This window comes from Cellulomonas sp. plas2 (assembly GCF_057221735.1).
This window is the reverse complement of the sequence record NZ_CM170155.1, coordinates 3,171,017-3,197,538: the sequence shown is the minus strand read 5'-3', so window position 1 is coordinate 3,197,538 and position 26,522 is coordinate 3,171,017. Positions and strand designations below refer to the sequence as shown.

Below are 26,522 nucleotides of genomic sequence, written 5' to 3'. Positions count from 1 at the left end.
AGCGGAGGGCGCGGGGTCGGGCGCGGTCACCCGGCGAGGATAGGGCGGCCGCCGACTACCCTGCGGGTGGACCTGCGCCCTGACGGCGGTGGCGGACGACGGACGGCCCGGGAGGCGGAACGGTGAGCGACCTGATCGACACCACCGAGATGTACCTCAAGACGATCTACGAGCTGACGGAGGAGGGCCGCACCCCCCTGCGGGCACGGATCGCCGAGCGGCTGGGGCACTCCGGCCCGACGGTGTCGCAGACGGTGGCGCGCATGGAGCGCGACGGGCTCCTCGTCGTCAGCGGGGACCGCCACCTGGAGCTGACGGACGCGGGCCGGCACAAGGCCGTGCAGGTCATGCGCAAGCACCGTCTCGCCGAGCGCCTCCTCACCGACGTCATCGGCCTGGAGTGGGCGTACGTGCACGAGGAGGCGTGCCGCTGGGAGCACGTCATGAGCGAGCGGGTGGAGCGCCGGCTGGCGGCCCTGCTCGACCACCCCCACCACGACCCCTACGGCAACCCGATCCCGGGGCTCGACGAGATCGGCGAGGAGGCGGCGCCGGAGGCCTTCCTCGACGGGGTCGTGCCGCTGTCGGAGTTCGCGCGGCCCGCCGCCGCGGCGGTCGCGGCGCCGGCTCCCCAGCGCGGCGCGGGCACCCTGCGGGGTGCCGCGGTGGGCGCGGGGCGGCGCCCGCTCGTCGTGGGCGCACCCGGGGCGGGCGCGAGCGCGGCGCACGACGAGGCGTCGACGGCCGGGGCCGCCGACGGCCGGCAGGGTGCCGAGGCGGTCGTGGCGCGCATCGCGGAGCCCCTCCAGGTCGACGTCGAGCTGCTGGCGCGGTTCGCCGAGGCCGGGCTCGTGCCCGGCGCCCGGGTGCACGTGCGGCACGTCGACGGCTACGTCGAGGTGACGGTGGCCGGGGCGTCCGGCGACGACGCCGGCACGCCGGGTGCGGGCGAGGTGCTCGAGCTCGACGACGAGGTCGCGCGGCACGTCTTCGTCGGCTCCCGCACGGCCTGACGCACGGCCTGGCCCACGCCCGGCGCACGGCGTGACGCGCGGCCTGGCGCGGCGTCCCGCACCGCCCGTCCCGGCGTCCCCCGGTCGGCCGCCCGCCGACGCGCCGACGGCGGTGTGACCCTGCTCACGACCACCGCTCGTCGTCGCAGGTCACGGCGAACGGTCCGCCGCGCCCGGCGACGCCGCCCGTCCGGCGCCCGAACGCGTCGTGACCGGAACGTGACTTCCGCGTCCGCGCTCGGGTACCGTCGTCCCGCCTCGGGAACCCTCCTCCCGGAGCCCGTGACCGGCATGCCGAGCCCTGCCACCGGTCGTGGAACGGACCGAACCCTTGGCAGGGACGGGGGAACCACCACCGGGCGTCCGCGGACGTCCTCGGGGTGAAGCCGGTGCAGCGGTCAGTCCGCGGCCCCGGCCGGGTGCACTCCCACCCGAACCCGACAGCTCACCTCGCAGGCATCCAGGAGAGGCTTCCGCGTGTCCGTGAGCACCACCCGCGCCCGTCACCGGGCCGCGCGTCGTCCGTCGACGCCCCTGTCCGAGCTCGCCACCGTCGCCACCGGGCAGATGAGCACCGTCGGCAAGCGCACCGCCGTCGTGGCGGCGTCGTCCGCCCTCGTCGTCAGCACCCTGGCGGCCCCCGCGGTCGCCGCGGCGCCCGCCTCCGGGGACGCCCCCGCCCTCGGCGCGGTCGACACGGACGTGCTGACCGCGTCCGCGCGGGCCGTGCTCGCCGCCGCCCCGGTCGTCACGGCGCCGCAGGAGGCGACCTGGACGTTCGACGCGCCGGCCCTGACCGCCGTCGCCCCGCCGCCCCCGCCGGAGCCGGAGCCCGAGCCGGAGCCCGTCGTCGAGCGCGCCAGCTCGACGTCGCGGTCGGCCGCCCGCGCCGCCGCGGCCGCCACGGAGAGCGCCGCCGCGAGCACCGAGGCCGCCGCCGCGGAGGCCGCCCCCGTGGAGGCCGCCGCCGCTGCCGTCCCCGCCGCCGCCGCGGGCTCCTCGGTCATCGAGATCGCCGCCCAGTACGTGGGCGTGCCCTACGTCTACGGCGGCACGACGCCCGCCGGCTTCGACTGCTCGGGCTTCATCGGCTACGTGTACGCCCAGCTCGGCATCTCGCTTCCGCGCACGTCGTCGGGCATCAAGTCGGTCGGGACGGTCGTCTCGGCGGCCGAGGCGCAGCCGGGCGACCTCATCTGGAGCCCGGGCCACATCTCCATCTACGCCGGTGGCGGCCAGCAGATCGACGCGCCGCGCCCCGGCAAGACGATCCAGTTCCGGTCCATCTGGCAGAGCTCGCCCGTGTACCTCCGGATCGGCTGAGCACACCCGCCGGCACACCTGCTGAGCACACCGTCGCTGCACCGCCGCTGAGCCGCCGCGACGCGCACCACACCCACAGGGCCCCGACGACCACCGGTCGCCGGGGCCCTGTGGCATACCCTGACCTCGCACCACCGCACCACGCCGCGGCGGACGGGTCCCGGTCGCCGCGACGGCACCACGTTGTTGCCCTACCGAGGCGGCCGGCACCCAGCCGGTCCGCGCACCGAGGTCAGGAGTGCCGCCGTGCAAGTGTCCGCGACCCCCCGGGTGCTCCTGCTCAACGCGAGCATGGAACCCCTCTGCATCGTGTCCGTGCACCGCGCGGTGGTGCTCCTCATGAGCGGCAAGGCCGCGGTGGTGGAGGAGGGCGGCGTGCTGCACGCCGAGCACCTCAGCCTGCCGCTGCCCGTGGTGCTGTCCCTCACGCGGTACGTGCACGTGCCGGTGCGCCGCTCGGTGCCCCCGACGCGGCGCACCGTGCTGCAGCGCGACGGCCACCGCTGCGCCTACTGCGGGGGCGTCGCCGACACCGTCGACCACGTGCTCCCGCGCTCCCGCGGGGGTCGGCACGAGTGGGGCAACGTCGTCGCCGCCTGCATGCGCTGCAACCACCGCAAGGCGGACCGGCTGCTGCACGAGATCGGGTGGAGCCTGCCCTTCACCCCGCACGCGCCGCGCTGGTCGCTCGCCTTCGGCCAGGCGGCGGCCCGAGCGGAACCCGCCTGGTCCCCCTACCTGGCCGCCTAGGGCCTTCCGTCCCTGGGCAACCGGCCCTCCGCACGGCACACTGGGACTGCCGGCGCGTCCGGCGGGCTGCGACGGGGCGGCCGGAACGGACCGGTGCGCCGTCGCCCGAGGGTGGAGGTGTGCCATGGGTCGCGACAGCACGGTGCTCGTGGGCGTCGACGGGTCGGCGCCGAGCAGGCGCGCCCTGGGGTGGGCGGTGCAGCAGGCCCACCGCCACGGCTGGAGCCTGCGGCTGGTCTGCACGTACGCGCTGCCGTCGTTCGCGACCGCGGCGCTCGACGGCGGGTACGCCTACGTCGACGACAGCGCCATCCGCGACGGTGCCCGGGCCGTTCTCGACGAGGCGCTGGCGCACGTGGCGGACGAGGGGCTCGAGGTCACCGGCGAGCTCGCCACGGGCGACGCCGCCGGCGTCCTCGTCGGGCTGAGCAAGGAGGTCGCGCTCACCGTCGTCGGGACGCGCGGCCGCGGCGGGTTCGCCGACCGGCTGCTCGGCACGGTGTCGTCGGCCCTGCCGGCGCACGCGCACGCGCCGACCGTCGTCGTGCCCCTGCGCGGGGAGGTGCCGCGCGAGCCGGAGGACGCGGTCGGCGGGCTGTTCGGGCCGACCGCCCCGGGCCCGGCCCCCGTGCGGACCCCGACGACGACCCCGGCGCCCACGGTCGGCACCGCGGGGACGCTCCGGCCGACGTCCGGCGCGACGCCGGTCGTCGACGAGCCGTCGGCCCCGCTCGGCGCCGGTCCGGCGGCCGCCGGGGCGTCGGCGCTGGCCGGCTTCTCCGTGCCGTGGTCGGACGGCCGGAGCGCCGCCGCGAGCGCGCTGCGGCCGGTGCGCTCGGTCGTGGTCGGCGTCGACGGGTCCCGGCAGGCCGAGCGGGCGCTGCGGTACGCCGCGCGCGAGGCGGAGGTGTGGGGCGCGCAGCTCACGGCCGTGGCGGCGGTGCCGCTGGCCGCCGCCAACGGCGTGCTCGCCTGGCTGCCCGCGGTCGTGGACCAGGAGCAGATCCTCGCGGACAGCCGAGCGCAGCTCGACGCGGTCGTCGACCGGGTGCTGGGCGACCGGCCCGGCCTCGCGGTGCGGCGCATCGTCCTGGACGGCACGGGCGCCCAGCTCCTCACGGAGTTCTCCACCGCGACGGACCTCGTCGTCGTGGGCTCCCGCGGGCGCGGCGGCTTCCGCGGCCTGCTGCTCGGCTCGACGAGCCAGGCCGTCCTGCACCACGCCCGCTGCCCCGTCATGGTCGTCACGGACCGGTCGGACGACGTCCCGCCGTTCTGACGGGCGCCGTCCCCGACCGGTCGGCCCGGCGGCGAACCCGACGAGCCGGCCGACCCACGAGCCGGCCGTCGGGCCGGGCCGTCAGGCCGTGCGGATCTCCAGCGTGCAGCACTTCGCGCCGCCGCCGCCCTTGAGCAGCTCGGTGGTGTCGACCGGGATCGGCCGGTAGCCGCGCTCGCGCAGCGCCTCCGCGAGGTCGACCGCCGCCGGGGCGACGACGACGTTCTCCCCGTCGGACACGGCGTTGAGCCCCAGGCCGGCGGCGTCGCGGGACGTCGCCAGCAGCGCGTCGGGGAACCGCCGCTCGAGCTCTGCGCGCGAGGCGTCGGAGAAGGCCGGCGGGTAGTAGGCGACCTGCGGGTCGGCGGGGTCGCTCGAGAGCACGGTCAGCGCGGTGTCGAGGTGGTAGAAGCTCGGGTCGACGAGCTCCATGGGCACGACCTCGATGCCGAGGACGCGGGCCGCCTCGTCGTGCGCCGCGCGGTCGGTGCGGAAGCCGGTGCCGGCCAGCAGCACGTCCCCGACGACGAGCATGTCGCCCTCGCCCTCGTTGACCTCCTCCGCGGTGTGCGTGACGAAGCCGGCGTCGGCGAACCACTTCTCGTACGCGGGACCCTCGGGGCCGCGCTGCGGGTAGCGGAACCGCGCCGAGTACACGACGCCCCCGTAGACGGTCGCGCCGTTGGCCGCGTAGACCATGTCGGGCAGGCCCTCGAGCGGCTCGATCGTCTCCACGGCGTGGCCGAGCTCGAGGTACACGTCCCGCAGCCGCCGCCACTGGTCGACGGCCCGCTGGGTGTCGGTCGCCCGGGTCGGGTCCATCCACGGGTTGATCTCGTAGGAGACGGTGTAGTGGGTCGGCTCGCACATGAGGTACCGGCGGGGGGTGGCGCCGGGCGCGCTGCGGGGCATGGGGCTCCTCGGTCGGGGGGTGGCCCCACGGTACGACGGGCGTCAGCGTCCGCGCGGGAGGCCGCGGTGCCCGACGAGCCACGTCTCCGCGCGGGCCAGCGCGAACCGCAGCATCGCGTCCAGCGCGGGCCGCAGCAGCGGACCCGTCACCGCCGGCGGCAGCGGACCGGCGAGCCAGACCTGCTCCGTCCACGTCGCCCGGCAGCGCTCCTGGCCGTCGATCGTCGCGGCGGGCACGACCTCGATGTCGGCCGTGCCGAGCAGGATCGGCCCCAGCTTCGTGAAGCTCGCGCGCCCGCCGGACCCGTCCGTCGGCGGGTCCCACGCGTCGATCCGCATGGTGTCCACCAGGCCCCAGCCGCGGGAGGCCCCGGGCCCGGAGACGGCGCGGATCTGCCCGCCCAGCCCGGGCTCGTCGCCCGTGACGACCGTCAGCGGGATGAGCCGGTCGTGGTGGCGGCCGTCGGCCAGCAGCTCCCAGGCGTCCGCCACGGGGACGGGCAGGAACCGGCTCCGGCGCACGGGGGCGGGCAGGGGCGTCGTGGGCTCGTCGGGCACGCGCCGAGCCTAGGCACGGCGCCCTGGCCCGGCGACCGGGACGAGCACCCGGACGGACGCCGCGGACGGACGTGCGCGAGGGCTCGTCGGCTGGGTTAGCGTCGCCGCCATGTCGACGACGATGGAGAGCAGGACGCTGGGCCGGACCGGACGGTCGGTCGGCGTCGTGGGGCTGGGCTGCTGGCAGCTCGGCGCGGACTGGGGCGAGGTGACGGAGGAGACCGCGCACGGGGTGCTCGCGGCGGCGGTCGACGCCGGCGTGACGTTCCTCGACACGGCGGACGTGTACGGCGACGGGCGCTCGGAGCGGCTCGTCGGCGCGTTCGTCGCGGAGCGGGCCCGCGAGCGCGGCGGGGACGCCGGGCTCACGGTGGCGACGAAGATGGGCCGGCGTGCGGACCCGCACGTGGCGGAGGCCTACACGCTCGACGCCTTCCGTGCGTGGACGGACCGCTCGCGGGAGAACCTCGGCGTGGACACCCTCGACCTCGTGCAGCTGCACTGCCCGCCGACGGCCGTGCTGAGCACCGACGCCGTGTACGACGCGCTGGACACCCTCGTCGAGGAGGGGCGCACCGCCGCCTACGGCGTCTCGGTGGAGACCGTCGACGAGGCGATGGCGGCCATCGCCCGCCCGCACGTGGCCTCCGTGCAGATCATCCTCAACGTGTTCCGGCGCAAGCCGCTGGAGCAGGTGCTGCCGGCGGCGGCGGAGGCGGGCGTCGGGATCATCGCGCGCGTGCCCCTGGCCAGCGGCCTCCTGTCGGGCAAGTACGACGAGACGACGACCTTCGCGGCGGACGACCACCGCACCTACAACCGCCGCGGCGAGGCCTTCGACGTGGGTGAGACGTTCTCGGGCGTGCCGTTCGAGGTCGGCGTGGAGGCGGCGCGGGAGGTCGCGTCGCTGACGCCGGCGGGCGCGACCACGGCGGCGCTCGCGCTGCGCTGGATCGTCGACCAGCCGGGCGTGAACACGGTCATCCCCGGCGCCCGCACCCCGGACCAGGCCCGGGCCAACGCGGCCGCGGCCGCCCTGGCGCCGCTGGACGCCGCGACGCTCGACGCGCTCCGCGACGTCTACGACCGCAGCATCCGGGAGCACGTGCACGACCGCTGGTGACGGCCCGGCGGCGCCCGGGCGGGGGCGACCCCGCCCGGGCGCCGCGTCGGTCAGCGGCCGTCGCGGTCCCGCAGCCGCGAGAGCAGCCCGCGCACGCCGCCGTCCCGCTCGTCCGACGAGGACGTCGCGAGCGGTGAGGGTCGCTGCACGGGCGTCGCGTCGTCGGCGCCGCCGCCCAGCCGGCGCGCGGTGGAGGTGGGCACCACCTCCAGCACCGTCGGGAAGCGGGCCGGCGGCGGGCCGAAGGCGGCGCGTGCCCCCTCGACGACCGTCCTGCCCAGGGCTCGGGCCCCGGCGACACCGACCGCCGCGCCCACGCCGAACGGCACGAGCCGCCCCAGCACGAGCCCGCCCTGCTTGGCCGCCTGGCGCTTGATCAGCCGCTTCGCGAGTCGCGTGTTGACGTTGCGGACCGTGGACGCCGGCATGCGGGTGAGGAGCTGCCGGGCGGCCTTGGCCCCGCCGACGCCGAGCGCGTCCCCGACGGTGCTCGCGCCCTCCTCGCCCAGGACGGTCGTGAGCAGCAGCGCGCGCCGGCGGTCCTTGTCCTCGACGCCGATGCCGTGCACGCTCGCGACCGCGAGGCTGAAGGCGGCCGACGCGGCGAGGAACGTCCCCACGTCACCCACGGTCAGCGCCATGGCGGTGCCCGTGCCGACGCCCGGCACCGCGGCGGCGGCGCCCACGGCCCCGCCCGCGCCCTGCACGAGGAGCAGGTACTCCTTCTCCAGCAGCTCGACGACGCGCGCCGGGTCCGCCTCGGGGTTGCGCCGCCGCAGCGCCGCCACGTGCGCGTCGATCCGGGCCGAGGGGATCTCGACGGCCTTGTCCAGCGCCTGGTCCAGCAAGCTCATGCCGCGATCGTCGCACGCGGGCCCGACGCCCGCCGGGGCGGGCGCCGCCGTCGCGACCGAGCGCTCGGAGGTGCGGACGAGCGCTCGGGCGTGCTGGCGGCGCTCAGGAGTGCGGCGGGACCGCGTCGACGACCTCGAGGTCGACGCGCGCGCCCTGGTCGAGCGTGCGCCCGACCGTGCAGTGCTCGTCGATCGACCGCTGGACCACCTGCAGGAGGCGGGCCCGGGCGGCCTCGTCGAGCCCGGACAGGTCCACGACGAGCCGTTCGGACAGGGCCGGGTAGCGGTCCTCGGCCTCGTCCGTCGGGCCGGAGACGCGGATGGTGACGTCGACGTCGTCGCCCAGGCGGCGGGAGAGCGCGAAGTCCGACGCGAGCCCGGAGCACGAGGCGAGGGCGATCTTCATGAGCTCGCCCGGGGAGAAGGCCCCGGGGGTGCCGACCGACGCGATGGACACCTCCGCGCCGCGGCTGTTGCGGCCGGTGTAGGCGCGGGTCCCGGTGCGCTCGACCCACAGGGCGGTGCTCTCGGCGTTGCCCGGGTCGCGCGTGAGGTCCTGCACGTCCACGTCCTGCCCGTCCACGTCCTGCACGTCCACGTCCTGCACGTCCACGTCCTGCACGTCCACGTCCTGCACGTCCACGTCCTGCACGTCCACGTCCTGCCCGTCCTGGTCCTGCACGTCCTGCGTCGCGGCGTCCTGGCTCATGCCGGCCATCGTCGCACCACGCGGGGCGGCGGGGGAGAGGTGCCCGCGACGAGGTGCTCGGGGTGCGGGTCCCGGCACGCGCGCCCATGCTGGACGGGCAGGCGTGCAGACCTCGCGCCCCGCCGTCCGAGCACCCGCCCGAGCACCTGCCCGAGCACCTGCCCGAGCACCTGCCCGAGCACCCCCACCGAGCCCTGGAGGTCGCCCCGTGCCGTCCCCCCGCAGGTCCAGCCCTTCGACCGGCGGTCGGTGGGCGCCCGCGCTCGTCGGCCTCGTCGGCGTCGGCGGCGCCGCCGTCGCGACCGCCCGTGCCGTGCGGTCCGCGCGCCCCTCGCCGCGGCCCGACCGCTGGCACGCCGTGACGGTCGACCGCCCGCTGGAGGAGGTCGCTGCGGCGCTCGCCCTGTCCGGGGGCACGTCCGGTCGGCCGAGCGGCACGCTGGGCGCTCCGCTCGTCGAGCTGGGCGACGAGGTGCGGGTCGACCTGCGGGAGGCCACCGGGGACCACGGCACCGAGCTGCGGGCGCGGACCGCGGGGCAGGCCGGCGGCGGACCGGCTCTCGAGGGTCGCATCCGGGCGGCGCTGCGCCGCACGCGGTCGCTGCTGGAGACCGGCGAGGTCGCCCAGCCCGACGACCTCGGCACGACACGGCGCACGCTGACGTCGCTGCCGCTGGAGCTGGCGATCCGGCACGGACGGGAGGCGGGGCGGCTGTGAGGGCGCTGACGTGGCAGGGCGTGAACGAGCTGTCGGTGGAGACGGTGCCCGACCCGGGCATCCAGAGCCCGACGGACGTCGTGGTCCGGGTGGTGCGCACGGTGAGCTGCGGCTCCGACCTGCACCTGCTCGGCGGGTACATCCCCTTCATGCGGGCCGGTGACGTCATCGGGCACGAGTTCGTCGGGGAGGTCGTCGAGGTCGGGGCCGACGTGCGACGGCACCGGGTCGGCGACCGCGTGGTGGTGTCCTCCTTCATCGCCTGCGGGCGGTGCTGGCACTGCCGCCACGAGGAGTTCTCCCTCTGCGACAACACGAACACGAACCCCGACATCACCGAGGCGCTGTGGGGCTTCGCACCGGGCGGCTGCTTCGGCTACTCGCACGCGATGGGTGGCAACGCCGGCAGCCACGCGGAGTACGTGCGCGTGCCGATGGCGGACGTCGGCGCGTTCCGCATCCCCGACGGCGTCTCCTACGAGCGCGCGCTGTTCGCGTCCGACACGTGCTCCACCGCGTGGACCGGGGTCGACCTCGGCGGCGTCCGGCCTGGGGACACCGTGGCCGTGTGGGGCGCCGGTGGCGTCGGGCAGATGGCCGCCCGCATCGCGCAGCTGCAGGGCGCCGAGCGGGTGCTCGTCATCGACCGCGTCCCCGAGCGGCTCGAGCAGGTGCGCACGCAGGTCGGTGCCGAGGCCATCGACTACAGCACCCAGCACGTGGGGTCCGAGCTGCTGGAGGCCACCGGCGGGCGCGGCCCCGACGTGTGCATCGAGGCGGTCGGCATGGAGGCGCACGCGCCCGGCCCGGACTACCTCTACGACCAGGTCAAGCAGCAGCTCCGGCTCCAGACCGACCGGCCCACCGCCCTGCGCGAGGCCATCCACCAGTGCCGCAAGGGCGGGACGGTGTTCGTGCTGGGCGTCTTCGCGGCGCTCGCGGACAAGTTCCCGGTCGGCGCGATGATGAACAAGGGTCTGACCGTCCGCGGCGCCCAGATGCACGGCCCGCGCTACATCCCGCGGGTGCTGGAGCACATGGAGCGTGGGGACCTGGTCCCCGACCACCTCGCCACCCACGTCATGCCCCTCGAGGACGCCCCCGAGGGCTACCGCCTGTTCAAGGACAAGCAGGACGGCTGCGTCCGGGCGGTCTTCACGCCCTGACGGGCGCGCCCCGAGATGCCCGCCGCGACGAGCCGCCCGGCCCGTCCCACCACCCGCACGACGAGGAGGACAGCGTGACCGACGACATCGGCACCGACGTCAGCACCGACGCCAGCACCGACGCCAGCACCCCGACCGTCACCACCGGGCAGGACCTGCCGATCCCCGACTACGACCACCTGCCGGTCGGCAGCCTCGGCCACCGCATCCGGTCGCTCGAGGCCGACGAGCTCGCGGTCCTCGTCGCCTACGAGCAGGAGCACGGCGCGCGCGTGCCCGTCCTGGCGGTCCTCGACGCCCGTCTCCAGGAGCTCGCCGACGGCGCGGAGCCGTCCGCCGGGGACGCCGCGGGCCTCGCCCCCGAGCAGGCACCGCCGCCCTCCGGCGGCAGCCCGGCGTCGCCGGCGACCGTCGGCCCGCCGCAGAACCCGCCGTCCCACGGCGACCCGACGAACCCGTCCCAGCCGCGGGGCTGACCTCGGCACCGATCCGGCACCGAGCCCGGCACCGACCCGGCACCGGGCACGACGACGGCCGGTGCGCCCACGAGGAGCGGCGCACCGGCCCGCTGGGCTACACAAGGACGCATGACCGACGGCGTCCAGACCGAGCGCGAGCGCACCTACGACGTGGGCCACGGGGGTGACCTGCCCGACCTGGCCGCGCTCGCGGCGGAGGCGGTCCCGGACCTGCCGGAGCGGCTGCGCGAGGTCGTGACGGGGGCGCGGGTCGAGACGGACCGGTACGCCCTGCGCACGGTCTACCTCGACACGGAGGACCTGCGACTGGCGACGGCGGGCATCACGCTGCGCCGGCGCGAGGGGGGCGCCGACGACGGCTGGCACGTGAAGCTGCCGGCGAGCACGGGCGCGAGCAGGGACTCGAGCTCCCGCGGCGGCGGCGACGGGAACGAGCAGACCCGCACCGAGGTGCACCGCCCGCTCACCGACGACGAGGACCCGCCGGCGGAGCTCCTGCGCCTCGTGCGGGCCCGCACCGGCACCGCGCCCGTCCGGCCCGTCGTGCGCCTGGCCGTCGACCGGCACGTGCGGCGGCTGGTCGCCGCCGACGGCACCGTCCTCGTCGAGCTCGCCGACGACCGCGTAGCGGCCGTGCGCGGCGGTGCCGAGCCGGGCGACGCCGACGAGCCGCGCGCCTGGCGGGAGGCCGAGCTGGAGCTCGTCGACGGCGACCCCGCGCTCGCGGACGCCCTCGACGTGCGCCTGCGGGCGGCCGGGCTGCTGCCCGCGGCGCAGCCGAGCAAGCTCGCGCGCGCACTCGACCTGCGGCCGTTGCGGCGGCGCGCGGACGGCGGGCCCGGGCAGCGCCGCGACGGCGTGGAGCGGGACCGGCCCCGTCGCCTGCGCCGGCGGTCCCCGGCCGGCGACGTCCTCGTCGCCCACCTGGCGGAGCAGCTCGAGACGCTGCGGGGCCACGACCCGTACGTCCGCCTGGGCGCGCCCGGTGCCGTCCACGACGCCCGGGTCGCCGTGCGGCGCCTGAGGTCCGCGCTCAGGACGCACCGCCGCCTGCTGCGCGACGACGCCGTCGCGGGGCTGCAGGACGAGCTGGCGTGGCTCGGCGACGCGCTGGGCGGTGCGCGGGACGCCGAGGTGCTGCGCGAGCGGTTCGGCCGTGTCGAGCCGGACGCGTCCGGCGGCGGCCAGGACGCCGACGCGCCCGCGCTGGCCGCCCTCGACGCGGCCCTGGCGCAGGAGACCGCCGACGCCCGCGCGGCACTGGCGGAGGTGTTGGACGACGACCGGTACCGCGCGCTGCTGGACCGCCTCGACGCCCTCGTGGCCGAGCCGCCGTTGCGGGGCCGGGCCCGGCGCCGGGCGGACCGCGCCCTGCCGCCGCTGGTGGAGGCCGAGATCGGGAGGACGATGGCCCGCCTCGACCGCGCTCGCAGGGCCGCCCCCGGGGACGCCCGCGACGACGCGCTGCACGCCGCCCGCCGCGCCGCCAAGCGCCTGCGGTACGCGGCCGAGGCGGGTGCGCCGGCGCTCGGTGCGCCGGGACGCCGCGTCGCCCGGCGGGCTCACGCGCTGCAGCGGGTCCTCGGCGACCAGCACGACGCCGTCGTCGCCCGGCAGCGCCTCGCTGCCCTGGCCTCCCGGTCGCGGACGCCGCGCGGCACCGCGTTCGCGCTGGGCCGGCTGCACGCGGAGGAGGGCCACCGGGCCGCGGCGGCGGAGGCCGCGGTCGAGCCGGCCCGCCGCGCGCTGCGCCGGCTGCGCGGCACGATGGGCTGAGCGACGGGCTCGGGGCCTCCGCCGGGACGGGGGTCCCCCGCGTCGGGGAGGATGGGGCCATGACGAGCGCACCGGAGGCACCCTCCGCAGAGGTGCGCCCGCAGCAGGGCCGCGCGGCCACCGCCGTGGCGCTCGGCGTGCTCGGGGTGGTCGTCGCCCTCTTCGCGGTGCACGCGCTGACGACGGTCGAGCTGCCGCAGGCGCTCGAGGACGTGCTGTACCTCGGTGCCTGGTACCTGTCGGCCGCGCTCGTCCTGCACCGGGCGGTCGTCGACCCGCCGGACCGCGTCTCCTGGCTCTGCCTCGGGGCCGGCCTCGCCGCCTACGGAACGGGCCGGTTCGTCGTCACGGTCCTGGGCGCCCGGTCGTCGACGTTGCCGCAGGTGGCGGGCGTGCCGCTGACGGAGCCGCTCTTCCTCGCCTTCTACGTGCTGGCGTACGTCGCGCTGCTGCGGCACCTGCGCCGGCTCTTCAGCGGCGCGTCGCGCAGCTTCCTGTTCGACAGCGGCATCGCCACCCTGACCGCGGTCGCCCTCGTGCTCGGCTTCGTGCAGCACGTCCTGGACGGGGTCGACCTGCCCCCGCTGCTGGCCCTCTACCCGGTGCTCGACCTCGTGCTCGTCGCGCTCGTGCTCGTCGCGCTGGGGCTGCGCGGGTGGCGGCCGACGCCGTCGTGGGCGCTCATCGGCGCCGGGATGGCGGCGTTCGTGGTGGCGGACCTCGCGTACCTCGTCACCTCCGCGCAGGAGACCTTCGAGCGCGGGGCATGGGTCGACCTGTGCTGGGTGCTCGCCGCCGCGCTCATCGCGACCGGCTGCGCCACGGCCCCCTCGCGCGAGCCGCGCGGCCTGCCGGGGCGCACCTGGGGCGTCGCGGTCCCGCTGGCCGCGACGACGGTGTGCCTCGTCCTCATCGCCGCGACGTCCTGGGAGGAGTCCTTCGTCGTCGTCCTCTGCGCCTCCACGGCCATCGTGCTGGGCATGCTCCGCACCATCGGGCTGGCGGTGCAGGCGCAGGCCCTGGCCGAGAGCCGCGCGCAGGCCCGCACGGACGAGCTGACGGAACTGCCGAACCGGCGCGCCTTCATCGAGGCGGTCGAGGAGGCGCGCACCCGCGGCCCCGTCGCGCTGGTGCTCATCGACCTCGACCGGTTCAAGGACGTCAACGACTCGCTCGGGCACCCCGCGGGGGACCGGCTGCTGACGGCCGTCGGCCGCCGGTTCCAGCGCGTCCTGCGCACGGGTGACCTGCTCGCGCGGCTCGGGGGCGACGAGTACGCCGTCGCCTGCGTGGGCGCCGACGAGCACGTCGCCGCCGACGTGGTCCGGCGCCTGCGGGGACGCCTGGAGGAGCCGGTCCGGCTCGACGACGAGGTGCAGGTGCACGTCGGCGCCAGCTTCGGCATCGCGGTCACCGACGGCGAGCACGACGTGCACGAGCTGCTGCGGCGGGCGGACGTCGCGCTGTACGACTCGAAGGACTCCTCCGCCACGGTCACCTACGACGCCGCCACCCACCACCAGGCGATGGACCGGCTGGGCCTCGTCGAGGCGCTGCGCCGCGGCATCGGCGCGGGCGAGCTCGTCGTCGCCTACCAGCCGCAGGTCACGCTGGCCGGGCCGCCGCGGGCGCTGGGCATGGAGGCCCTCGTGCGGTGGCGGCACCCCGAGCGCGGGCTGCTGCAGCCCGGGGACTTCCTCGCGGTGGCCGAGCGCGCCGGCCTCATGCCGGCCCTCACCGAGGAGGTGCTCGAGCAGGCGGTCGCCGCGTGCGCGCGGTGGCGCGCGGACGGCCACGACCTCGACGTCGCGGTGAACCTCGCGCCGGCTTCCCTGCTGGACCCGGACCTCACGTCGCGGCTGTGCGCCCTCGTCGAGCGGCACGGCCTGCCGCCGGAGGCCGTCGTGCTGGAGCTGACCGAGGACGCGCTGCTCCGCGACCAGGCGAAGGCGACCCGCACCCTGGCCGGGCTGCGTGAGGAGGGCTTCGGCACGAGCATCGACGACTTCGGGCGCGGCTGGTCCTCCCTGTCGTACCTGGCCGGCCTCCCGCTCGACGAGGTGAAGGTGGACCGCAGCTTCCTGCAGCAGATCGACGACCCGCGTGTGCAGGCCATCGTGCGGGCCGTGCGGCAGCTCACCTTCGACCTGGGCCTGCGGCTCATCGCGGAGGGCGTCGAGCGCGAGGACCAGGCGGAGTGGGCCAGGTGGGCCGGCATCGACCGCGCCCAGGGCTTCCTCTACGCGCGTCCGCTGCTCGACGAGGACGCCGCCGCCTGGCTGGCCGCCACGCGCGTGGGGACGCCGTCGTGAGCGCCGGCGCCACCGACGGCGGAGGGCCGGGGACCCCGCCGCCCCTCGGGCCGCTGCGGCCGCGACCGGTCCTGCGCACGGACCGCCTCGACCTCGAGCCCCTCGGGCAGGAGCACCTGACCGGGACGTGGGAGCTGCTCGAGGACGTGCCGAGCCGGCGCCTGACGGGCACGACGGCGACGTTCACGCACGATCAGGTGCAGCGGTGGCTCGCGGGCCTGGACGCCGCCGACGACCGGATCGACTGGGCCGTGGTCACCCGTGATGACGGGCGGCACGTGGGGGAGGTCGTGCTCAACGACCTCGACGCTCACAACCGGTCGATGAGCCTGCGCATCGGGCTCGTCGACGCCGCGACGGGCCACGGCTACGGGCCGGAGGCCATCCGCGCGGTGCTCGACCACGCCTTCGAGCTGGTGCTGCTGCACCGCGTGGAGCTCGAGGTCTACGCGTTCAACCCGCGGGCGCAGCGGGCATACGAGCGCTGCGGGTTCGTCGTCGAGGGGCGCCGGCGTGACGCGCTGTGGTGGGACGGGGAGTGGACCGACGCGCTGCTCATGTCGGTGCTGGCGACGGACCGGACCCGGTAGCGGGGGTCGTCCGGGCGGACGCGGGGCCGCCGGACGGGCACCGGCGAGCACACGGTCGGGTGATCCTCGCGGTTCGCTGAAGGGAGCGCGGTCTTCTGCCTCTCAGCGAGTGCCCTTAGCATGACCACGTCCTTCCAGCATCCGGAGGTGTGCCGTGCTCCTCGACCCGGTCGTCGGTGTCTCCCACGACGTGCTCCCGGCCCACCTCCCGACAGCGGTCAAGCCTCCGGGCGTCGCGTCGTCGAGCGTGCGCGTCGACGACGCGGCGTCGGTGTCCGCCGAGATGACCCGCGCGGTCCGCCGCCGTCCGTTCCTGTCACCGGGGCGGGCCGTCCGCGTGCGGACGGCGTCCGGGGACGCGGCAGGCCTCGTGACGACCCGCGTCGACCGACTGGCGGAGGTCGTCTACTACGTCCTGCTGGAGGGCGGCGAGGAGCTCCGCGTCACCGCCGACCAGGTCCGACCGACCCGGTCCGCGGCGGGAAGCGCCCGCTGAGCCTGCTGCGGGTGCCGGCTCGCGTGCCGGCTCGCGTGCCCGGTCCCGTCAGCCGTCCGTGCCGACGACGTCGATGACGATGCGGGCCGGGTCCTCCAGCCGGAACACCCGGAACGGCCGCTGCTCGTCGAGGCCGATCCACACCTGGGCCTGGCCCTCGAACACGCCGTCGTAGACGACCTCCTCGACCACCTCGGTGCCCTCCGGGTCCGTGCGCGGGGCGGCGGTGACGTCGGTGACACCGTCGCCGGGGTAGGCGAGGCCCGTGACGGTCACCCACAGCACGGCGTCGCCGTCGACCTCGACCGGGTCGCCCGAGCCCTCCTGCGCCGGACCCGTCGTCCGGTACTGCGCGTCCCAGCCCGGCTGCCCGGTGCCCTCGAGGTCCAGCACGACCCGCTCGTACCCCTCGCCGAGCCCGACCCGGATGCCGGTCAGGCCGAGCCGCGCGTCACCGCCGGCCTCCTGGAGGTCGGGGGCGAGGTCCGCGGGGAAGGGCTGGTCGTCGGTGGGATCGTCGGCGGGCAGCGGGCTGGCGGTCGGCTCGACGCCGTCGGCGTCCCCGCCGGCGGTCGGGGAGGTGCTGGGGGACGCGCTGCTCGGGGGCGCGCTGCTCGCGGTCGCGGTGGGCGTGCCGTTTGCGGGGCCGGAGCCGCTGCTGCCCGAGGGGTCGGCCGTCGAGCCACCTGAGGCGCACGCCGTGAGGGCGAGCGCGGTCGCAGCCCCGAGGGCCAGCAGGGACGGAGCTCGCCGGGTGCGCACGCTGGTCCTCCGATCACGGGCGGCGGGCCCGCCCGCGCCCACGGTCTCGCGCGCGCGGTACGACGACAACAGGGCACGCCGCCGCACCACCCGACCGGCCCACGGTCGTCGCCGATCTCGCGACCCTGGCGCGCGGGCGCGGTCGTGCAGCAGCATCGGGCGCGTGAACGACGCGACGACGTTCGACCCCTGGCCGGCGCTGCCGGTGGCCGCCTGGCAGGACACCCGGGACACGCTGCACCTGTGGACGCAGGTCGTCGGGAAGGTGCGGATGGCGCTCGCACCGGCGGTCAACCACTGGTGGCACGTGCCGCTGTACGTGGACGCCCGGGGGCTCACCACCTCGCTCATGCCGACGGGCGGCGCCGGCGTGGAGATCGTCCTGGACCCGCGCACGAGCTGCTCGTGCTCACCACGCGCGGCGAGCGACGACGGATGGCGCTCGAGCCGCGCAGCGTCGCCGACTTCACCGCCGAGCTGCTGTCCCACCTGCGCGAGCTCGGCGTGGACGCGCCGATCCACCCCGTGCCGGTCGAGGTGGAGGTGGCGATCCCCTTCGCGGAGGACACCGAGCACGCGAGCTACGACGCCGAGGCGGTGCACCGGTTCTGGACGTCGCTGGTCAGCGCGCACCGGGTGCTCAGCACGTTCCGCGGCGCCTTCCGCGGCAAGGCGAGCCCGGTCCACTTCTTCTGGGGCGCGTTCGACCTGGCGGTCACGCGCTTCTCCGGCCGGGGCGCACCCCCGCACCCCGGCGGCGTCCCGCACTGCCCCGACCACGTGATGCTCGAGGCCTACAGCGACGAGGTGTCGAGCTGCGGCTACTGGCCCGGCGGCGCCGACGAGGGCGCGTTCTACGCCTACGCCTACCCCGAGCCGGACGGCTACCGGACGAGCGCGGTCGTGCCGGCGCAGGCGCGGTTCGACGCGGGCCTCGGCGAGTTCGTCCTGCCCTACGCCGACGTCCGCCGCGCCGACGACCCGGACGCGTACCTGCTGTCGTTCCTCGAGGCCACCCACACCGCCGCGGCCCGCACGGGCGCCTGGCCGGGGGCATCGTGACGGTCGAGCCGCAGTGGCGGTCGGCGACGTACGAGGCGGACGACGTCGTGCGGGTGCCGGGTGCGGACCGGGTGAGCGGCCGCGCCGCGAACGTCCTCTCGGCCGTGCTGGTCGTCCTGGCCGTGCTCCTCGTGGTCCCGAGCGGCGTGATGGGCGGCGCGTCGACCGTCCTGCTGGTCCCCGCGGCCGTCGCGCTGGCCGTCGTCTGGGCGCTGCGCACGGCGTCGACCGCGCTGCGCCAGGCGGACCAGCACCTCGCCCGCCGCTGGTCGGTCACGGTCCCGGCCGTCCTGCCGGCGGCTGCGGTCGCGGTCGTCGCAGGTCTGGTGGCGGTGGCGGCCCTGCTGCTGCCGGATCCTCCGGCGCGTGCGGCCGCCGGTCCGCTCGCGCTCGTCGCTGCGGGCGCGGCCGGAATGGCGTACGGCAACGGGGTCGCGCGGAGGCACCTGCGCCCGCGGCCGGGAGCACGGCCGGTGCCCTGGCGGGGGTACGTCGGGGAGGCGTCACGGTGGTCCGAGGACCCCGAGCGGCCGCCCGGCTGATCAGCGGTCGACGGCGACCTGGGTCGGCACCGGACCGCCAACCGGCTCCGCCGTGCCCGGGCCGGTGGTGGCCGTGCTGCCGACGGCGGTGAGGGCCAGGACCGCGGCGGCGGCGACCGACATGACGCGCAGGAGGCGGCGGTCCGTCGCGGCGTAGGAGGTGGTGGTCAGGGGCAGGGCGTGGGCTCCGGTGGACATGGCACGACGCTAGGGAGCCGGACCCCTGCCCCGCGTCGGCACGGGGACGGAACGCGCTGTGCGCCGTCTGCGACCGTGGGGGGACGGGGGCGTCCGCCCGCTCCGCCCGGCGGCTCAGCGGGCGCCGACGAGCAGGGGCGAGCGCGTCAGGAACGCGCCGGTGGCGGCGGCGTCCATGGGCCGGGCCAGCAGGAACCCCTGCCCGAGCCCGCAGCCGACGTCCCGCAGCGCGTGGTGCTGCGCGGTCGTCTCGATGCCCTCGGCGACCATGGGCAGGCCGAGCTCGTGCGCCATGGCCGCGACGGCCCGCACGATCCCGGCCGCCCGGGCGTCGGTGGCGATGTCCACGGTGAAGGCCCGGTCGAGCTTGAGGACGTCCACGGGCATGACGCGCAGCGCGGCGATGGAGGACTGCCCGGTGCCGAAGTCGTCCATGGCGACCCGCACGCCGCGACGGCGCAGCTCGTCGAGCACGGGCAGCACGTCGGCGCGCACGAGCGTGCTCTCCGTGACCTCGAGGAGGAGCTGTGTCCGGCCGCGCCGCCCCGACGGCACGGCGGCGAGGATCTTGCCGCCGGTCAGCTGGTGGGCCGACACGTTGACCCCGACGCTGACGTCCCGCCCCTCCGCCACGGCCCACACCTCGGCGTCGCGCAGCGCCGCGGTCAGCACGAACGCGCCGATCTCGTCGATGAGCCCCGACCGCTCCGCCAGCGGGACGAAGGTCGCCGGGCTGATGCGGCCGTGCACGGGGTGCTCCCACCGGCACAGGGCCTCGACGCCGTCGGCGCGGCCCGTCGTCAGGTCCACCACCGGCTGGTACTCGACGACGACCTCGCCCCGCCCCACCGCGCCGTGCAGGTCCTGCGTCAGCGACGCCTCGGCGACCTGGGCGGCGAGCATCGCCGGCGCGAAGACGACCCGGGTGCCGCGTCCCGCCGCCTTCGCCTCGTACATCGCGACGTCGGCCTCGCGCAGCAGGGTCTCCCCGCCGGTGGCCGGCACGTCGCCCGCGCACGGGACGGCCAGCGTGATGCCGATGCTCGCGCCCACGTGCACGCGCTGACCGGCGACCTCGACGGGCTGCGCGAAGGCGGCCAGGACGCGGTCGGCGACGAAGCACGCGCCGCCCTCGTCGCCGGGCAGCAGAAGGATGCCGAACTCGTCCCCGCCGAGCCGCGCCACGACGTCGCCGGCGCGGACCTCCGCCCGCAGCCGGGCCGCCACGGCGACGAGCAGCTCGTCGCCGGCGCGGTGCCCGAGCGTGTCGTTCACCTGCTTGAAGCCGTCCAGGTCGCAGAGCAGCACGGCGATCGACGCGGGCGCGGCCGCGGTCCGGCGCTCCCCGGCACGGAGGGAGTGGCGGTCGGGGCCCCGCTCGGCGACGAGGCTGCCGGCACCGGTGGCACCGCCGGGCCCAGCGACTCCCGCAGCCGGTCGTGGAACAGGGTGCGGCTGGGCAGGCCGGTGAGGGCGTCGTGCGTCGCCTGGTGGAGCAGCCGGTGCCGGTGCCGCTCGAGCTCGGCGACCGCCATCTCGTGCCGCCGGCTCTTGAGCAGGATGACGACCGTGAGCGCGACGAGCACGGTCCCGACGTCGAGGGCCGCGACCAGCGCCTCCCCCGTCGGCAGCAGGGCCAGCGACACCGCGAGGTCCAGCGCGACCGCGACCGCGGTCACCAGCGCCGCCGCGCCGACGCGCAGCTGGGCGGCGGCGTAGAGCACCGGCAGGCAGAAGAACACCTGGCCCGTGATCCCCGCGTCGTGCGTGGCCAGGTCGGTGGCGGCGATGGCGACGAGCCCGACGAGCGGACCGAGCACCAGCGCCCGTGTCGACCGGCGCGCCCGCGCGGTCAGCAGGAACAGGCCCGTGGCCAGCAGCAGCACCGGCACCAGCACGACGACGGCGGTTCGCCACGCGCCGCCGTGCGGCGGGTCGAGCAGCGAGAGCACCGTGGCGATGACCGAGCCGGTGAGGAACAGCACCGCGGCGGTCGGCAGCGCGGCCTCGGGGTGCCGAGGCTCGACGAGGCTGCCGATGCGCATAGCACGCCCATCGGGCTGCCCCCGACGCCGGTGACCGCACCGGCCGTCCCGTCACTCGTCCGCCCGGGCGGAACGGGCGCCGTCACCGGTTCGCGGGACGGCGCGGAGGCGCGGCGGTCATGCTTCAGTGCACGCAGAGCTCGTTGCCCTCGGGGTCCGTGAGCACGACCCAGTACGTGCCCAGCTCCTCGTGGGCGTCGTGGCGCGTCGCGCCGAGGGCGACGAGCTCCTCGACCCGCGCCTCGACGCGGCGGCGGCGCTCCTCGACCGGCACGCCGCGTCCGCCGGAGGCGTCGAGGTCGAGGTGTACGCGGTTCTTCGCCGTCTTGCCCTCGGGCACCCGTTGGAGGAACAGCCGCGGCCCGACACCGTCCGGGTCGACGACCGCCCAGGCGCGGTCGCGCTCGGCCTCGGGCACCCCCTGCGCCTCGAGGAACCTCTCCCACGAGTCGAACCCTGGCGGCGGCGGCTCGTCGACGTACCCCAGCGCCTGACGCCAGAACTGCCCGAGCGCGTAGGGGTCCGCCGCGTCGAGCACCACCTGGAAAGCCGTTGCCATGACCGTTCCTCCTCCTCGAGCCCGACCGACGCCGTCACGGTAGCGGGGGCCTCCTACACGGCTCGGCCGGGCGGCGTGCGCAGGGCGTCCGACGACGACGAGCACCCGGACGTCGACGAGCACCTGGACGTCGACGAGCACCTGGACGTCGACGAGCACCTGGACGTCGACGAGCACCTGGCCCTCGCGACGAGGACGCGTCGGTGCACCTCCGACCCGCACGGCGGCTCCTCGTCCGAAGGCAGCCGTGCCCTGCCGCAGGTCGGACGTGTGAGACCTTGACGGCATGCCCCCGTCCACGCCGCCGACGGACCGCCGGCGGTTCCCGCGCTGGGTGTACCGCCACGGCCAGGAGCCGGACTCGCGGTTCACGCTGGCGAACGAGCGCACGTTCCTCGCGTGGGTGCGGACCGCGCTCGCCCTCGTCGCGGCCGGGGTCGCGCTGGAGGCGCTGGCCCTGCCGCTCGAGCCGCGGCTGCGGCTGGCGGCGTCGGTGCTGCTGCTCGTGCTGGCGCTCGTGCTGCCGGTGGCGGTGTGGGTGCGGTGGGGGCAGACCGAGCGGGCGATGCGCACCGGCGACCCTTTGCCGTCCGCGTGGATCTCGGGGCTGCTGGCCGGCGGGCTGCTGGTGGTGACGGCGCTGGTCCTCCTCGCGCTGCTCGTCGGGCCGTGAGCTCGGCCGTGAGGCCGGGGTGCGGCGGGGGAGGGTGGTGGTGACGGGCGACGAGGGCGCGCAACCAGGCCGCGGCGGCGCGGTGCTCGACGACGGCCTGCAGCCCGAGCGCACCGCGCTGGCGTGGCGGCGGACCGGGCTCGCCGTCACGGTCGGCGGGCTCGTCGCGCTGCGGGTGCTGCCGCCGGCGCTGGGCGGCTGGGGCTTGGCCGCCGGCCTGGGCGGGACGGCCGCCGGGCTGCTGCTGGCCCTGCTGGGGACGCGTCGCACCCGTGCGGTCGAGAGCGCGCTGCGCCTGCGGCCGTCCGGGGCGCTGCCCGCCGCCGGCGCCCTGCTGGCGGCGCTGTCGGCCGTCGTCTCCGTCGGGGCCGCGGTGTGCCTCGTCGCGGTGGTGGTGCTCGAGCGCGGCCGGTAGCGGAGGCGCGACCGGCGGCCCGACCACCGCGGGCCTGCCCGGGCGAGCGACCTCAGCCGCGCGAGGACCCGCTCGTCGTCGCAGGGGCAGCCGCGGCCGCGGCACCCGGCGTGCCGTGCGCGCGCAGGGCCGGTGCGAGCAGCACGACGAGGACGCCGGACACGACGACCACCAGCAGGCCCACCCGCAGCCCCGCGGCATCCGCGATGACGCCGACGAGCGGCGGCGACACCAGGAAGCCGACGCGCAGCAGCCAGCTCACGACCGTCAGGCCGACGCCGTGCGGCAGGCCGGGCAGCTCGTCGGCCGCGTGCATGGCCGCGGGGATGAGGGTCGCGACGCCGAGGCCCGCGAGCGCGAACCCGACGAGGGTCGTCGCGACGGACGGGAACGCCAGCATCGCGCCGAGCCCGACCGTGACGAGGACGCCGCCGATGCGGGCGACGCGGGCCTGCCCCAGCCGGTCCGTGACCCGGTCGCCGGTGAGCCGGCCGACGGTCATCGCGACCTGGAGGGCGACGAAGGCCAGCCCGCCGACGGCCGCCGCCGCGCCGACCTCGGTGCGCAGCCACAGCGCGCCCCACGACGCGCCCGCGTCCTCGACGTAGGCGCCGGCGACCGCCAGCAGGCCGAGGACGAGGAGCAGGCGCAGGGTCGCCCGGCTCGCGCCGCCGAACCCGCGACGGCCGCGGGGGGACGGGTCGCGGACGGCGTTGGACGCGCAGGACGTGCCGTTCGTGCCGGTCGTCGCGGCGCCGCCGGCCTCGTCGGGCGGGCCCGTCGGGGCCGCGGCGAGGGAGCCGGCAGCCGCCTCCGTCGCCACCTCGCGCTCGGCGTCCTCCGGCCCGCGCAGCAGGAACCGCATCCCCACGAGCGCCATCGTGCTGAACACGGCCGCCACGACCGCCAGGTGCAGGCCCAGGGGGACGTCCGCGCCGGCGGCGAGGGAGCCCATGAGACCGCCGAGCACCGCGCCGATGCTCCACAGCCCGTGGAAGGCGTTGACGATGGAGCGCCGGTAGAGCCGCTGGACGCGGAAGCCGTGGGCGTTCTGGCCGACGTCGACGAGGCTGTCGAGCGCCCCCGCGACGGCCAGGGCGCCGGCGAAGGCCCACCACGACCCGGTGAACGGCACCGCGAGCACGGCGACGGACAGGAGCACGAGCCCGACGGAGGCGACGACGCCCGACCCGAACCGCCGGATCGCCATCGGTGCCAGGAGCCCCGCCAGCAGCGCGCCGACCGGCATGGCGGCGATGCCGGTGCCGAAGGCCGCGTTGCTGAGGTCCAGGCGGTCCTTGACCTCGGGCAGGCGCGGCACGAGGTTCGCGTAGAGCACGGCGTTGACGAGGAAGAGGCCCGAGACCGCGGCGCGGGCGCGGCGGGCGACGGCGGGCACGGACGCGGGAGCGGTGCCGGCGGCGGTGGTCATGGGCGGGTGCTCCGTGGCGACGAGGATCGGTGTCGGCGCGAGGTGCCGCGGCGATGTGGACGACCGTACACATCGCCGCGTACGCTCGTCCACATGTCGTCCGACACCTCGTCGCCCACCTCGTCGCCCAGCTCGTCGCTCAGCCCGACGCCCGACCACTTCGCCGGCGACCCCCGCACCAACGCCGAGCGCATGCTCGCCGGGGACCTGTACATCGCGGACGACCCCGCGATCTTCGCGGCGCAGGCGGAGGCCGTCCGCCGGGCCGCCGCCTTCCGGCGCGCCTACGACGAGGACCCCTTCACCAGCCAGGACGCCGCCCGCGCCCTGTTCGGCACCCTCGACGAGACCGCCTTCGTCCGCGCGCCCGTGACGGTCAACTACGGCAGCCGCATCCACGTCGGCCGCCGCACGTTCATCAACGCGGGGCTGACCGCGCTGGACGTCGCCGAGATCCGGATCGGTGCCGACTGCCAGATCGGCCCGAACGTCCAGCTCCTCACGCCCACGCACCCGCTCGAGCCGGGCCCGCGGCGCGACAAGCTCGAGGCGGCACGGCCCATCACGATCGAGGACAACGTCTGGCTCGGGGGCGGCGTCATCGTCTGCCCGGGCGTGACGATCGGCGAGAACAGCGTGGTCGGCGCGGGGTCGGTGGTGACGCGGGACGTGCCGCCGAACAGCCTGGCCGTCGGCAGCCCGGCGCGCGTGGTCCGCAGCCTCTGACGTGGCCGCCTCTGACGTGGCCGCCGCGGACAAGGTCCCGATCGACCTGGCGCACGCCCCGGGCGCCCCGGCGACGGGCACGGCGCGCACCCGGCGCACCGACCCGGACCGCCGCGAGCGCATCCTCGCCACGACGCTCGACCTCGTCGCCGAGGTGGGCGTCGCGGGCGTCTCCCACCGCAAGATCGCCGCACGCGCGGACGTGCCCCTGGGCTCGATGACCTACCACTTCGCCAGCATGGACGAGCTGCTGCACGAGGCGTTCACGCGCCTGGCGGACACGGTGGCCGCGCGCTTCGAGGCGCGGCTGGGGGCGGCTCGCGACCACGAGGAGGCGGTGGAGGCGGTCGTCGACCTCATCCACGAGCTCTCCGACGGCGGCCCGACGAGCACGCGCGGCAACGTCCTGTCCTACGAGCTCTACGCGCTCGCGGCCCGCGACCCGCGGTACCGCGCACTGACGACCGCGTGGATGGCCCGCAGCCGCCGCGAGCTCGAGCGCCACTTCGACCCGCGCATCACCCGCCGGCTCGACGCCCTCATCGAGGGCATGTCCCTGCACCGCGCCCTCGACGAGGACCCGGTCGACCGCACGGTCACGCTCGCCGCCGTCCGGGCCGTGGTCGGCGAGGGCGACCAGCGCTGAGCTGCCGGAACGAGCACGCCTTCTCGGCTCGCCCCGGCGGCCGGCACCGGTGACCCGGGCCTGACGGCGCCGCCCGGCGTCAGGCGGCGTCGGCGGTCGTGCCGTCGTCGGTCGTGCTGTCGTCGGTCGTGGCGTCGTCGGTCGTGCTGTCGTCAGTCGTGCCGCCGTCGCCGGGACGCTCGCCGCGAGGACCGCGCCCGGCACCCGGACGCAGCTCCTCCTCGACGAGGGCGGCGACGCGCTCGGGCAGCGCGGCGATGCGCTCGTCGGCCTCCTCCTGCGTGAGGCGCCCGTCGGTGACGGCGGTCTCCAGGCGCTCCGTCTGCGCGGCGACGAGGGCGTCGACCAGGGTCGAGGTCTCCACCCCCTGCGCCGCGGCGACGTCCGCCAGGGTCGTGCCATCGGCCTGCAGCGCGGTGCGCAGCTCGTCCTCGGTCATCCCGAGCGCGGTGGCGGCGGCCGCCAGGTCTACGCCCCCGTGCCCGTGACCGCCGGGACCGCCGGGCCCTCGGAGCGCGTCGGAGTCCTCCAGGGTCGTGGCCACGGCGTCGGCCTGGTCCTGGGTCAGCGTGCCGTCGGTGACGAGCCCGGCCAGGGCCTCGGTGATGGCGGCGACGCGGCCGCCGAGGCCGCTGTCCGTGGCGGTGTCGGTCGCCGCCACGGCGGGGGCCACGGCGACGACGACTCCGGTGAGCCCCAGCAGGCCGGCGACGCCGGCGGCGGCGATGGTGCGCGTGATCTTCATGTCGGTCCCTCGGTGTCGGGCTCGAGCGGTCTCGAGCGAGCCCCCACCGTGCGGGCCGTCCCTGGGCCGGACCTGTGGCGAGCATGTCGACGCGGTCAGAGCCGGAGGCGCAGGGAGCGGGGGCCGGCAGCAGGTCGTCGGGACGGCGCTGCCAGCTGCTCCTGGGCGGGGTGTCCTGGGCAGGGTGGGGGCATGACGGCAGCACCCACGCCCGCCCGTGTCGCGATCGCCCTGCTCACGGGCGTCGCGACGACCGCCTACTACGCCACCCCCGACCTCATCCGCTCACGCACGGCCCGCGGTTTGACGAAGGCCGGCATCGCGGCGCTCCTCACGGCGTCGTCGATCCCCGAATTCCGCCGCGGGCGTGCCGCCGCCCGTGAGCGGTGGGAGCGCGAGGAGAGCCGCACGCCGGCCCAGCTCCTGGCGGAGGTGCCGGCCTCCCGCAAGGCGGCGGGCGCCGGCGCCGCGGCCCTGCTGCTGGGCGGGTCCGTCGCCCTGACCGTCGCGGGGGAGCGCTGGATGTACCGCCGCGGCGAGCGCCGGGCGGCGGCCGGCGTCGCCTGGGCCCACACCCGCGGTGGCGTCCTGGCTGGTCTCCTCGCCGGGGCCCTCGCGCTGATCCCCGCCGACACGGACCGCCCGCCCGCCGTCTGATC

At 76.8% G+C, this 26,522-nt stretch carries 31 protein-coding genes, 1 pseudogene and 1 riboswitch; of the genes and pseudogenes, 21 read left to right on the top strand and 11 right to left on the bottom strand.

Features of this window, described 5'->3' with window-relative positions; all coding sequences use genetic code 11:
* Positions 1–122: 122 nt before the first annotated feature.
* The 4 genes from AC2TDM_RS14260 (at position 123) to AC2TDM_RS14245 (ending at position 4,365) form a co-directional block, all read left to right on the top strand.
* Positions 123–1,013 carry a metal-dependent transcriptional regulator gene (locus AC2TDM_RS14260; RefSeq protein ID WP_484635078.1) on the top strand — a complete coding sequence of 297 codons (891 nt, stop codon included), beginning with the start codon at positions 123–125 and terminating at the stop codon, positions 1,011–1,013.
* A gap of 311 nt (positions 1,014–1,324) precedes the next feature.
* A riboswitch (cyclic di-AMP (ydaO/yuaA leader) is annotated at positions 1,325–1,487 on the top strand.
* A gap of 3 nt (positions 1,488–1,490) precedes the next feature.
* Positions 1,491–2,336: a C40 family peptidase gene (locus AC2TDM_RS14255; RefSeq protein WP_484635077.1), complete on the top strand. Its 846-nt coding sequence runs from the start codon at positions 1,491–1,493 to the stop codon at positions 2,334–2,336.
* 291 nt (positions 2,337–2,627) lie between these two features.
* Positions 2,628–3,086, top strand: coding sequence for an HNH endonuclease (locus AC2TDM_RS14250; RefSeq protein WP_484636467.1), 459 nt, complete (start codon positions 2,628–2,630; stop codon positions 3,084–3,086).
* A 124-nt stretch (positions 3,087–3,210) separates the two neighbouring features.
* Positions 3,211–4,365 (top strand): universal stress protein, encoded by a 1,155-nt coding sequence (locus AC2TDM_RS14245; RefSeq protein ID WP_484635076.1) that lies wholly within the window; start codon positions 3,211–3,213, stop codon positions 4,363–4,365.
* Positions 4,366–4,446: 81 nt separating this feature from the next.
* Here AC2TDM_RS14245 and ddaH read toward each other — a convergent pair whose 3' ends face one another.
* Together ddaH and AC2TDM_RS14235 are read right to left on the bottom strand one after the other, a co-directional pair.
* Positions 4,447–5,277: a dimethylargininase gene (ddaH, locus tag AC2TDM_RS14240; protein WP_090034738.1), complete on the bottom strand. Its 831-nt coding sequence runs from the start codon at positions 5,275–5,277 to the stop codon at positions 4,447–4,449.
* A gap of 42 nt (positions 5,278–5,319) precedes the next feature.
* Positions 5,320–5,835: an SRPBCC family protein gene (locus AC2TDM_RS14235; protein ID WP_090034735.1), complete on the bottom strand. Its 516-nt coding sequence runs from the start codon at positions 5,833–5,835 to the stop codon at positions 5,320–5,322.
* A 121-nt stretch (positions 5,836–5,956) separates the two neighbouring features.
* Here AC2TDM_RS14235 and AC2TDM_RS14230 point away from each other — a divergent pair, with 121 nt between their 5' ends.
* On the top strand, positions 5,957–6,958 hold the full coding sequence (locus AC2TDM_RS14230; protein ID WP_484636466.1) for an aldo/keto reductase: 1,002 nt from the start codon (positions 5,957–5,959) through the stop codon (positions 6,956–6,958).
* Between the two features lie 50 nt (positions 6,959–7,008).
* Here AC2TDM_RS14230 and AC2TDM_RS14225 read toward each other — a convergent pair whose 3' ends face one another.
* Both AC2TDM_RS14225 and AC2TDM_RS14220 read right to left on the bottom strand, forming a co-directional pair.
* Entirely contained in the window at positions 7,009–7,812 is an 804-nt protein-coding gene (locus AC2TDM_RS14225; RefSeq protein WP_484635075.1) for a hypothetical protein, read from the bottom strand.
* A gap of 103 nt (positions 7,813–7,915) precedes the next feature.
* Entirely contained in the window at positions 7,916–8,521 is a 606-nt protein-coding gene (locus AC2TDM_RS14220; protein ID WP_484635074.1) for an OsmC family protein, read from the bottom strand.
* A 208-nt stretch (positions 8,522–8,729) separates the two neighbouring features.
* Here AC2TDM_RS14220 and AC2TDM_RS14215 point away from each other — a divergent pair, with 208 nt between their 5' ends.
* The 7 genes from AC2TDM_RS14215 to AC2TDM_RS14185 all read left to right on the top strand — a co-directional run bounded on the left by AC2TDM_RS14215 (position 8,730) and on the right by AC2TDM_RS14185 (position 16,058).
* Positions 8,730–9,239 carry a hypothetical protein gene (locus tag AC2TDM_RS14215; RefSeq protein WP_484635073.1) on the top strand — a complete coding sequence of 170 codons (510 nt, stop codon included), beginning with the start codon at positions 8,730–8,732 and terminating at the stop codon, positions 9,237–9,239.
* Positions 9,236–10,405, top strand: coding sequence for a zinc-dependent alcohol dehydrogenase (locus AC2TDM_RS14210; protein WP_484635072.1), 1,170 nt, complete (start codon positions 9,236–9,238; stop codon positions 10,403–10,405). Before AC2TDM_RS14215 ends, AC2TDM_RS14210 begins: the two co-directional genes overlap by 4 nt.
* 74 nt (positions 10,406–10,479) lie before the next feature.
* On the top strand, positions 10,480–10,881 hold the full coding sequence (locus AC2TDM_RS14205) for a DUF8129 domain-containing protein (RefSeq protein WP_484635071.1): 402 nt from the start codon (positions 10,480–10,482) through the stop codon (positions 10,879–10,881).
* A 111-nt stretch (positions 10,882–10,992) separates the two neighbouring features.
* The gene (locus tag AC2TDM_RS14200) at positions 10,993–12,660 is read left to right on the top strand and encodes a CYTH and CHAD domain-containing protein (RefSeq protein ID WP_484635070.1); all 1,668 of its coding nucleotides are present in this window, start codon (positions 10,993–10,995) and stop codon (positions 12,658–12,660) included.
* Between the two features lie 59 nt (positions 12,661–12,719).
* On the top strand, positions 12,720–14,972 hold the full coding sequence (locus tag AC2TDM_RS14195) for a putative bifunctional diguanylate cyclase/phosphodiesterase (RefSeq protein WP_484635069.1): 2,253 nt from the start codon (positions 12,720–12,722) through the stop codon (positions 14,970–14,972).
* Positions 14,969–15,562 (top strand): GNAT family N-acetyltransferase, encoded by a 594-nt coding sequence (locus AC2TDM_RS14190; RefSeq protein WP_484635068.1) that lies wholly within the window; start codon positions 14,969–14,971, stop codon positions 15,560–15,562. Before AC2TDM_RS14195 ends, AC2TDM_RS14190 begins: the two co-directional genes overlap by 4 nt.
* 154 nt (positions 15,563–15,716) lie before the next feature.
* Complete coding sequence (locus AC2TDM_RS14185; protein ID WP_484635067.1) at positions 15,717–16,058, top strand: hypothetical protein; 342 nt, start codon at positions 15,717–15,719, stop codon at positions 16,056–16,058.
* Between the two features lie 48 nt (positions 16,059–16,106).
* Here AC2TDM_RS14185 and AC2TDM_RS14180 read toward each other — a convergent pair whose 3' ends face one another.
* A complete protein-coding gene (locus tag AC2TDM_RS14180) occupies positions 16,107–16,820 on the bottom strand; it encodes an AMIN-like domain-containing (lipo)protein (protein ID WP_484635066.1) in 714 nt (237 codons plus the stop codon).
* Here AC2TDM_RS14180 and AC2TDM_RS14175 point away from each other — a divergent pair.
* The 3 genes and pseudogenes from AC2TDM_RS14175 to AC2TDM_RS14165 form a co-directional block, all read left to right on the top strand.
* Positions 16,759–17,148: pseudogene (locus AC2TDM_RS14175) on the top strand (DUF5996 family protein); the annotation flags it as partial. The gene AC2TDM_RS14180 and the pseudogene AC2TDM_RS14175 sit on opposite strands and share 62 nt — an antisense overlap.
* A gap of 77 nt (positions 17,149–17,225) precedes the next feature.
* Entirely contained in the window at positions 17,226–17,882 is a 657-nt protein-coding gene (locus AC2TDM_RS14170; RefSeq protein WP_484635065.1) for a DUF5996 family protein, read from the top strand.
* Positions 17,879–18,424 carry a hypothetical protein gene (locus AC2TDM_RS14165; protein ID WP_090034722.1) on the top strand — a complete coding sequence of 182 codons (546 nt, stop codon included), beginning with the start codon at positions 17,879–17,881 and terminating at the stop codon, positions 18,422–18,424. Before AC2TDM_RS14170 ends, AC2TDM_RS14165 begins: the two co-directional genes overlap by 4 nt.
* On the opposite strand, the gene AC2TDM_RS14160 is transcribed toward AC2TDM_RS14165, so the two are convergent.
* The 4 genes from AC2TDM_RS14160 to AC2TDM_RS14145 form a co-directional block, all read right to left on the bottom strand.
* A complete protein-coding gene (locus AC2TDM_RS14160; RefSeq protein WP_484635064.1) occupies positions 18,425–18,622 on the bottom strand; it encodes a hypothetical protein in 198 nt (65 codons plus the stop codon).
* Between the two features lie 114 nt (positions 18,623–18,736).
* Positions 18,737–19,930: a putative bifunctional diguanylate cyclase/phosphodiesterase gene (locus AC2TDM_RS14155; RefSeq protein ID WP_484635063.1), complete on the bottom strand. Its 1,194-nt coding sequence runs from the start codon at positions 19,928–19,930 to the stop codon at positions 18,737–18,739.
* Positions 19,894–20,667: a hypothetical protein gene (locus AC2TDM_RS14150; protein ID WP_484635062.1), complete on the bottom strand. Its 774-nt coding sequence runs from the start codon at positions 20,665–20,667 to the stop codon at positions 19,894–19,896. The genes AC2TDM_RS14155 and AC2TDM_RS14150 overlap by 37 nt, the downstream gene beginning before the upstream one ends.
* A gap of 124 nt (positions 20,668–20,791) precedes the next feature.
* On the bottom strand, positions 20,792–21,226 hold the full coding sequence (locus tag AC2TDM_RS14145) for a VOC family protein (protein ID WP_484635061.1): 435 nt from the start codon (positions 21,224–21,226) through the stop codon (positions 20,792–20,794).
* A 75-nt stretch (positions 21,227–21,301) separates the two neighbouring features.
* On the opposite strand from AC2TDM_RS14145, the gene AC2TDM_RS14140 reads away from it, so the two are divergent.
* From AC2TDM_RS14140 to AC2TDM_RS14130, 3 genes are read left to right on the top strand one after another with little or no spacing between them, the layout of a single operon-like run.
* Complete coding sequence (locus AC2TDM_RS14140) at positions 21,302–21,508, top strand: hypothetical protein (RefSeq protein ID WP_484635060.1); 207 nt, start codon at positions 21,302–21,304, stop codon at positions 21,506–21,508.
* A 4-nt stretch (positions 21,509–21,512) separates the two neighbouring features.
* Positions 21,513–21,899, top strand: coding sequence for a YidH family protein (locus AC2TDM_RS14135; RefSeq protein WP_090034704.1), 387 nt, complete (start codon positions 21,513–21,515; stop codon positions 21,897–21,899).
* A gap of 40 nt (positions 21,900–21,939) precedes the next feature.
* Complete coding sequence (locus AC2TDM_RS14130) at positions 21,940–22,314, top strand: DUF202 domain-containing protein (RefSeq protein WP_090034799.1); 375 nt, start codon at positions 21,940–21,942, stop codon at positions 22,312–22,314.
* Between the two features lie 52 nt (positions 22,315–22,366).
* Here the strand turns inward: AC2TDM_RS14130 and AC2TDM_RS14125 are convergent, their stop codons facing one another.
* Positions 22,367–23,746 carry an MFS transporter gene (locus AC2TDM_RS14125; protein ID WP_484635059.1) on the bottom strand — a complete coding sequence of 460 codons (1,380 nt, stop codon included), beginning with the start codon at positions 23,744–23,746 and terminating at the stop codon, positions 22,367–22,369.
* 93 nt (positions 23,747–23,839) lie between these two features.
* Here AC2TDM_RS14125 and AC2TDM_RS14120 point away from each other — a divergent pair, with 93 nt between their 5' ends.
* Together AC2TDM_RS14120 and AC2TDM_RS14115 are read left to right on the top strand one after the other, a co-directional pair.
* Positions 23,840–24,472, top strand: coding sequence for a sugar O-acetyltransferase (locus tag AC2TDM_RS14120; protein WP_484635058.1), 633 nt, complete (start codon positions 23,840–23,842; stop codon positions 24,470–24,472).
* 1 nt (position 24,473) lies between these two features.
* Entirely contained in the window at positions 24,474–25,118 is a 645-nt protein-coding gene (locus AC2TDM_RS14115; RefSeq protein WP_484635057.1) for a TetR/AcrR family transcriptional regulator, read from the top strand.
* Between the two features lie 79 nt (positions 25,119–25,197).
* Here AC2TDM_RS14115 and AC2TDM_RS14110 read toward each other — a convergent pair whose 3' ends face one another.
* Entirely contained in the window at positions 25,198–25,863 is a 666-nt protein-coding gene (locus tag AC2TDM_RS14110; protein ID WP_484635056.1) for a hypothetical protein, read from the bottom strand.
* A gap of 192 nt (positions 25,864–26,055) precedes the next feature.
* On the opposite strand from AC2TDM_RS14110, the gene AC2TDM_RS14105 reads away from it, so the two are divergent.
* A complete protein-coding gene (locus tag AC2TDM_RS14105; RefSeq protein ID WP_484635055.1) occupies positions 26,056–26,520 on the top strand; it encodes a hypothetical protein in 465 nt (154 codons plus the stop codon).
* Positions 26,521–26,522: the final 2 nt, after the last annotated feature.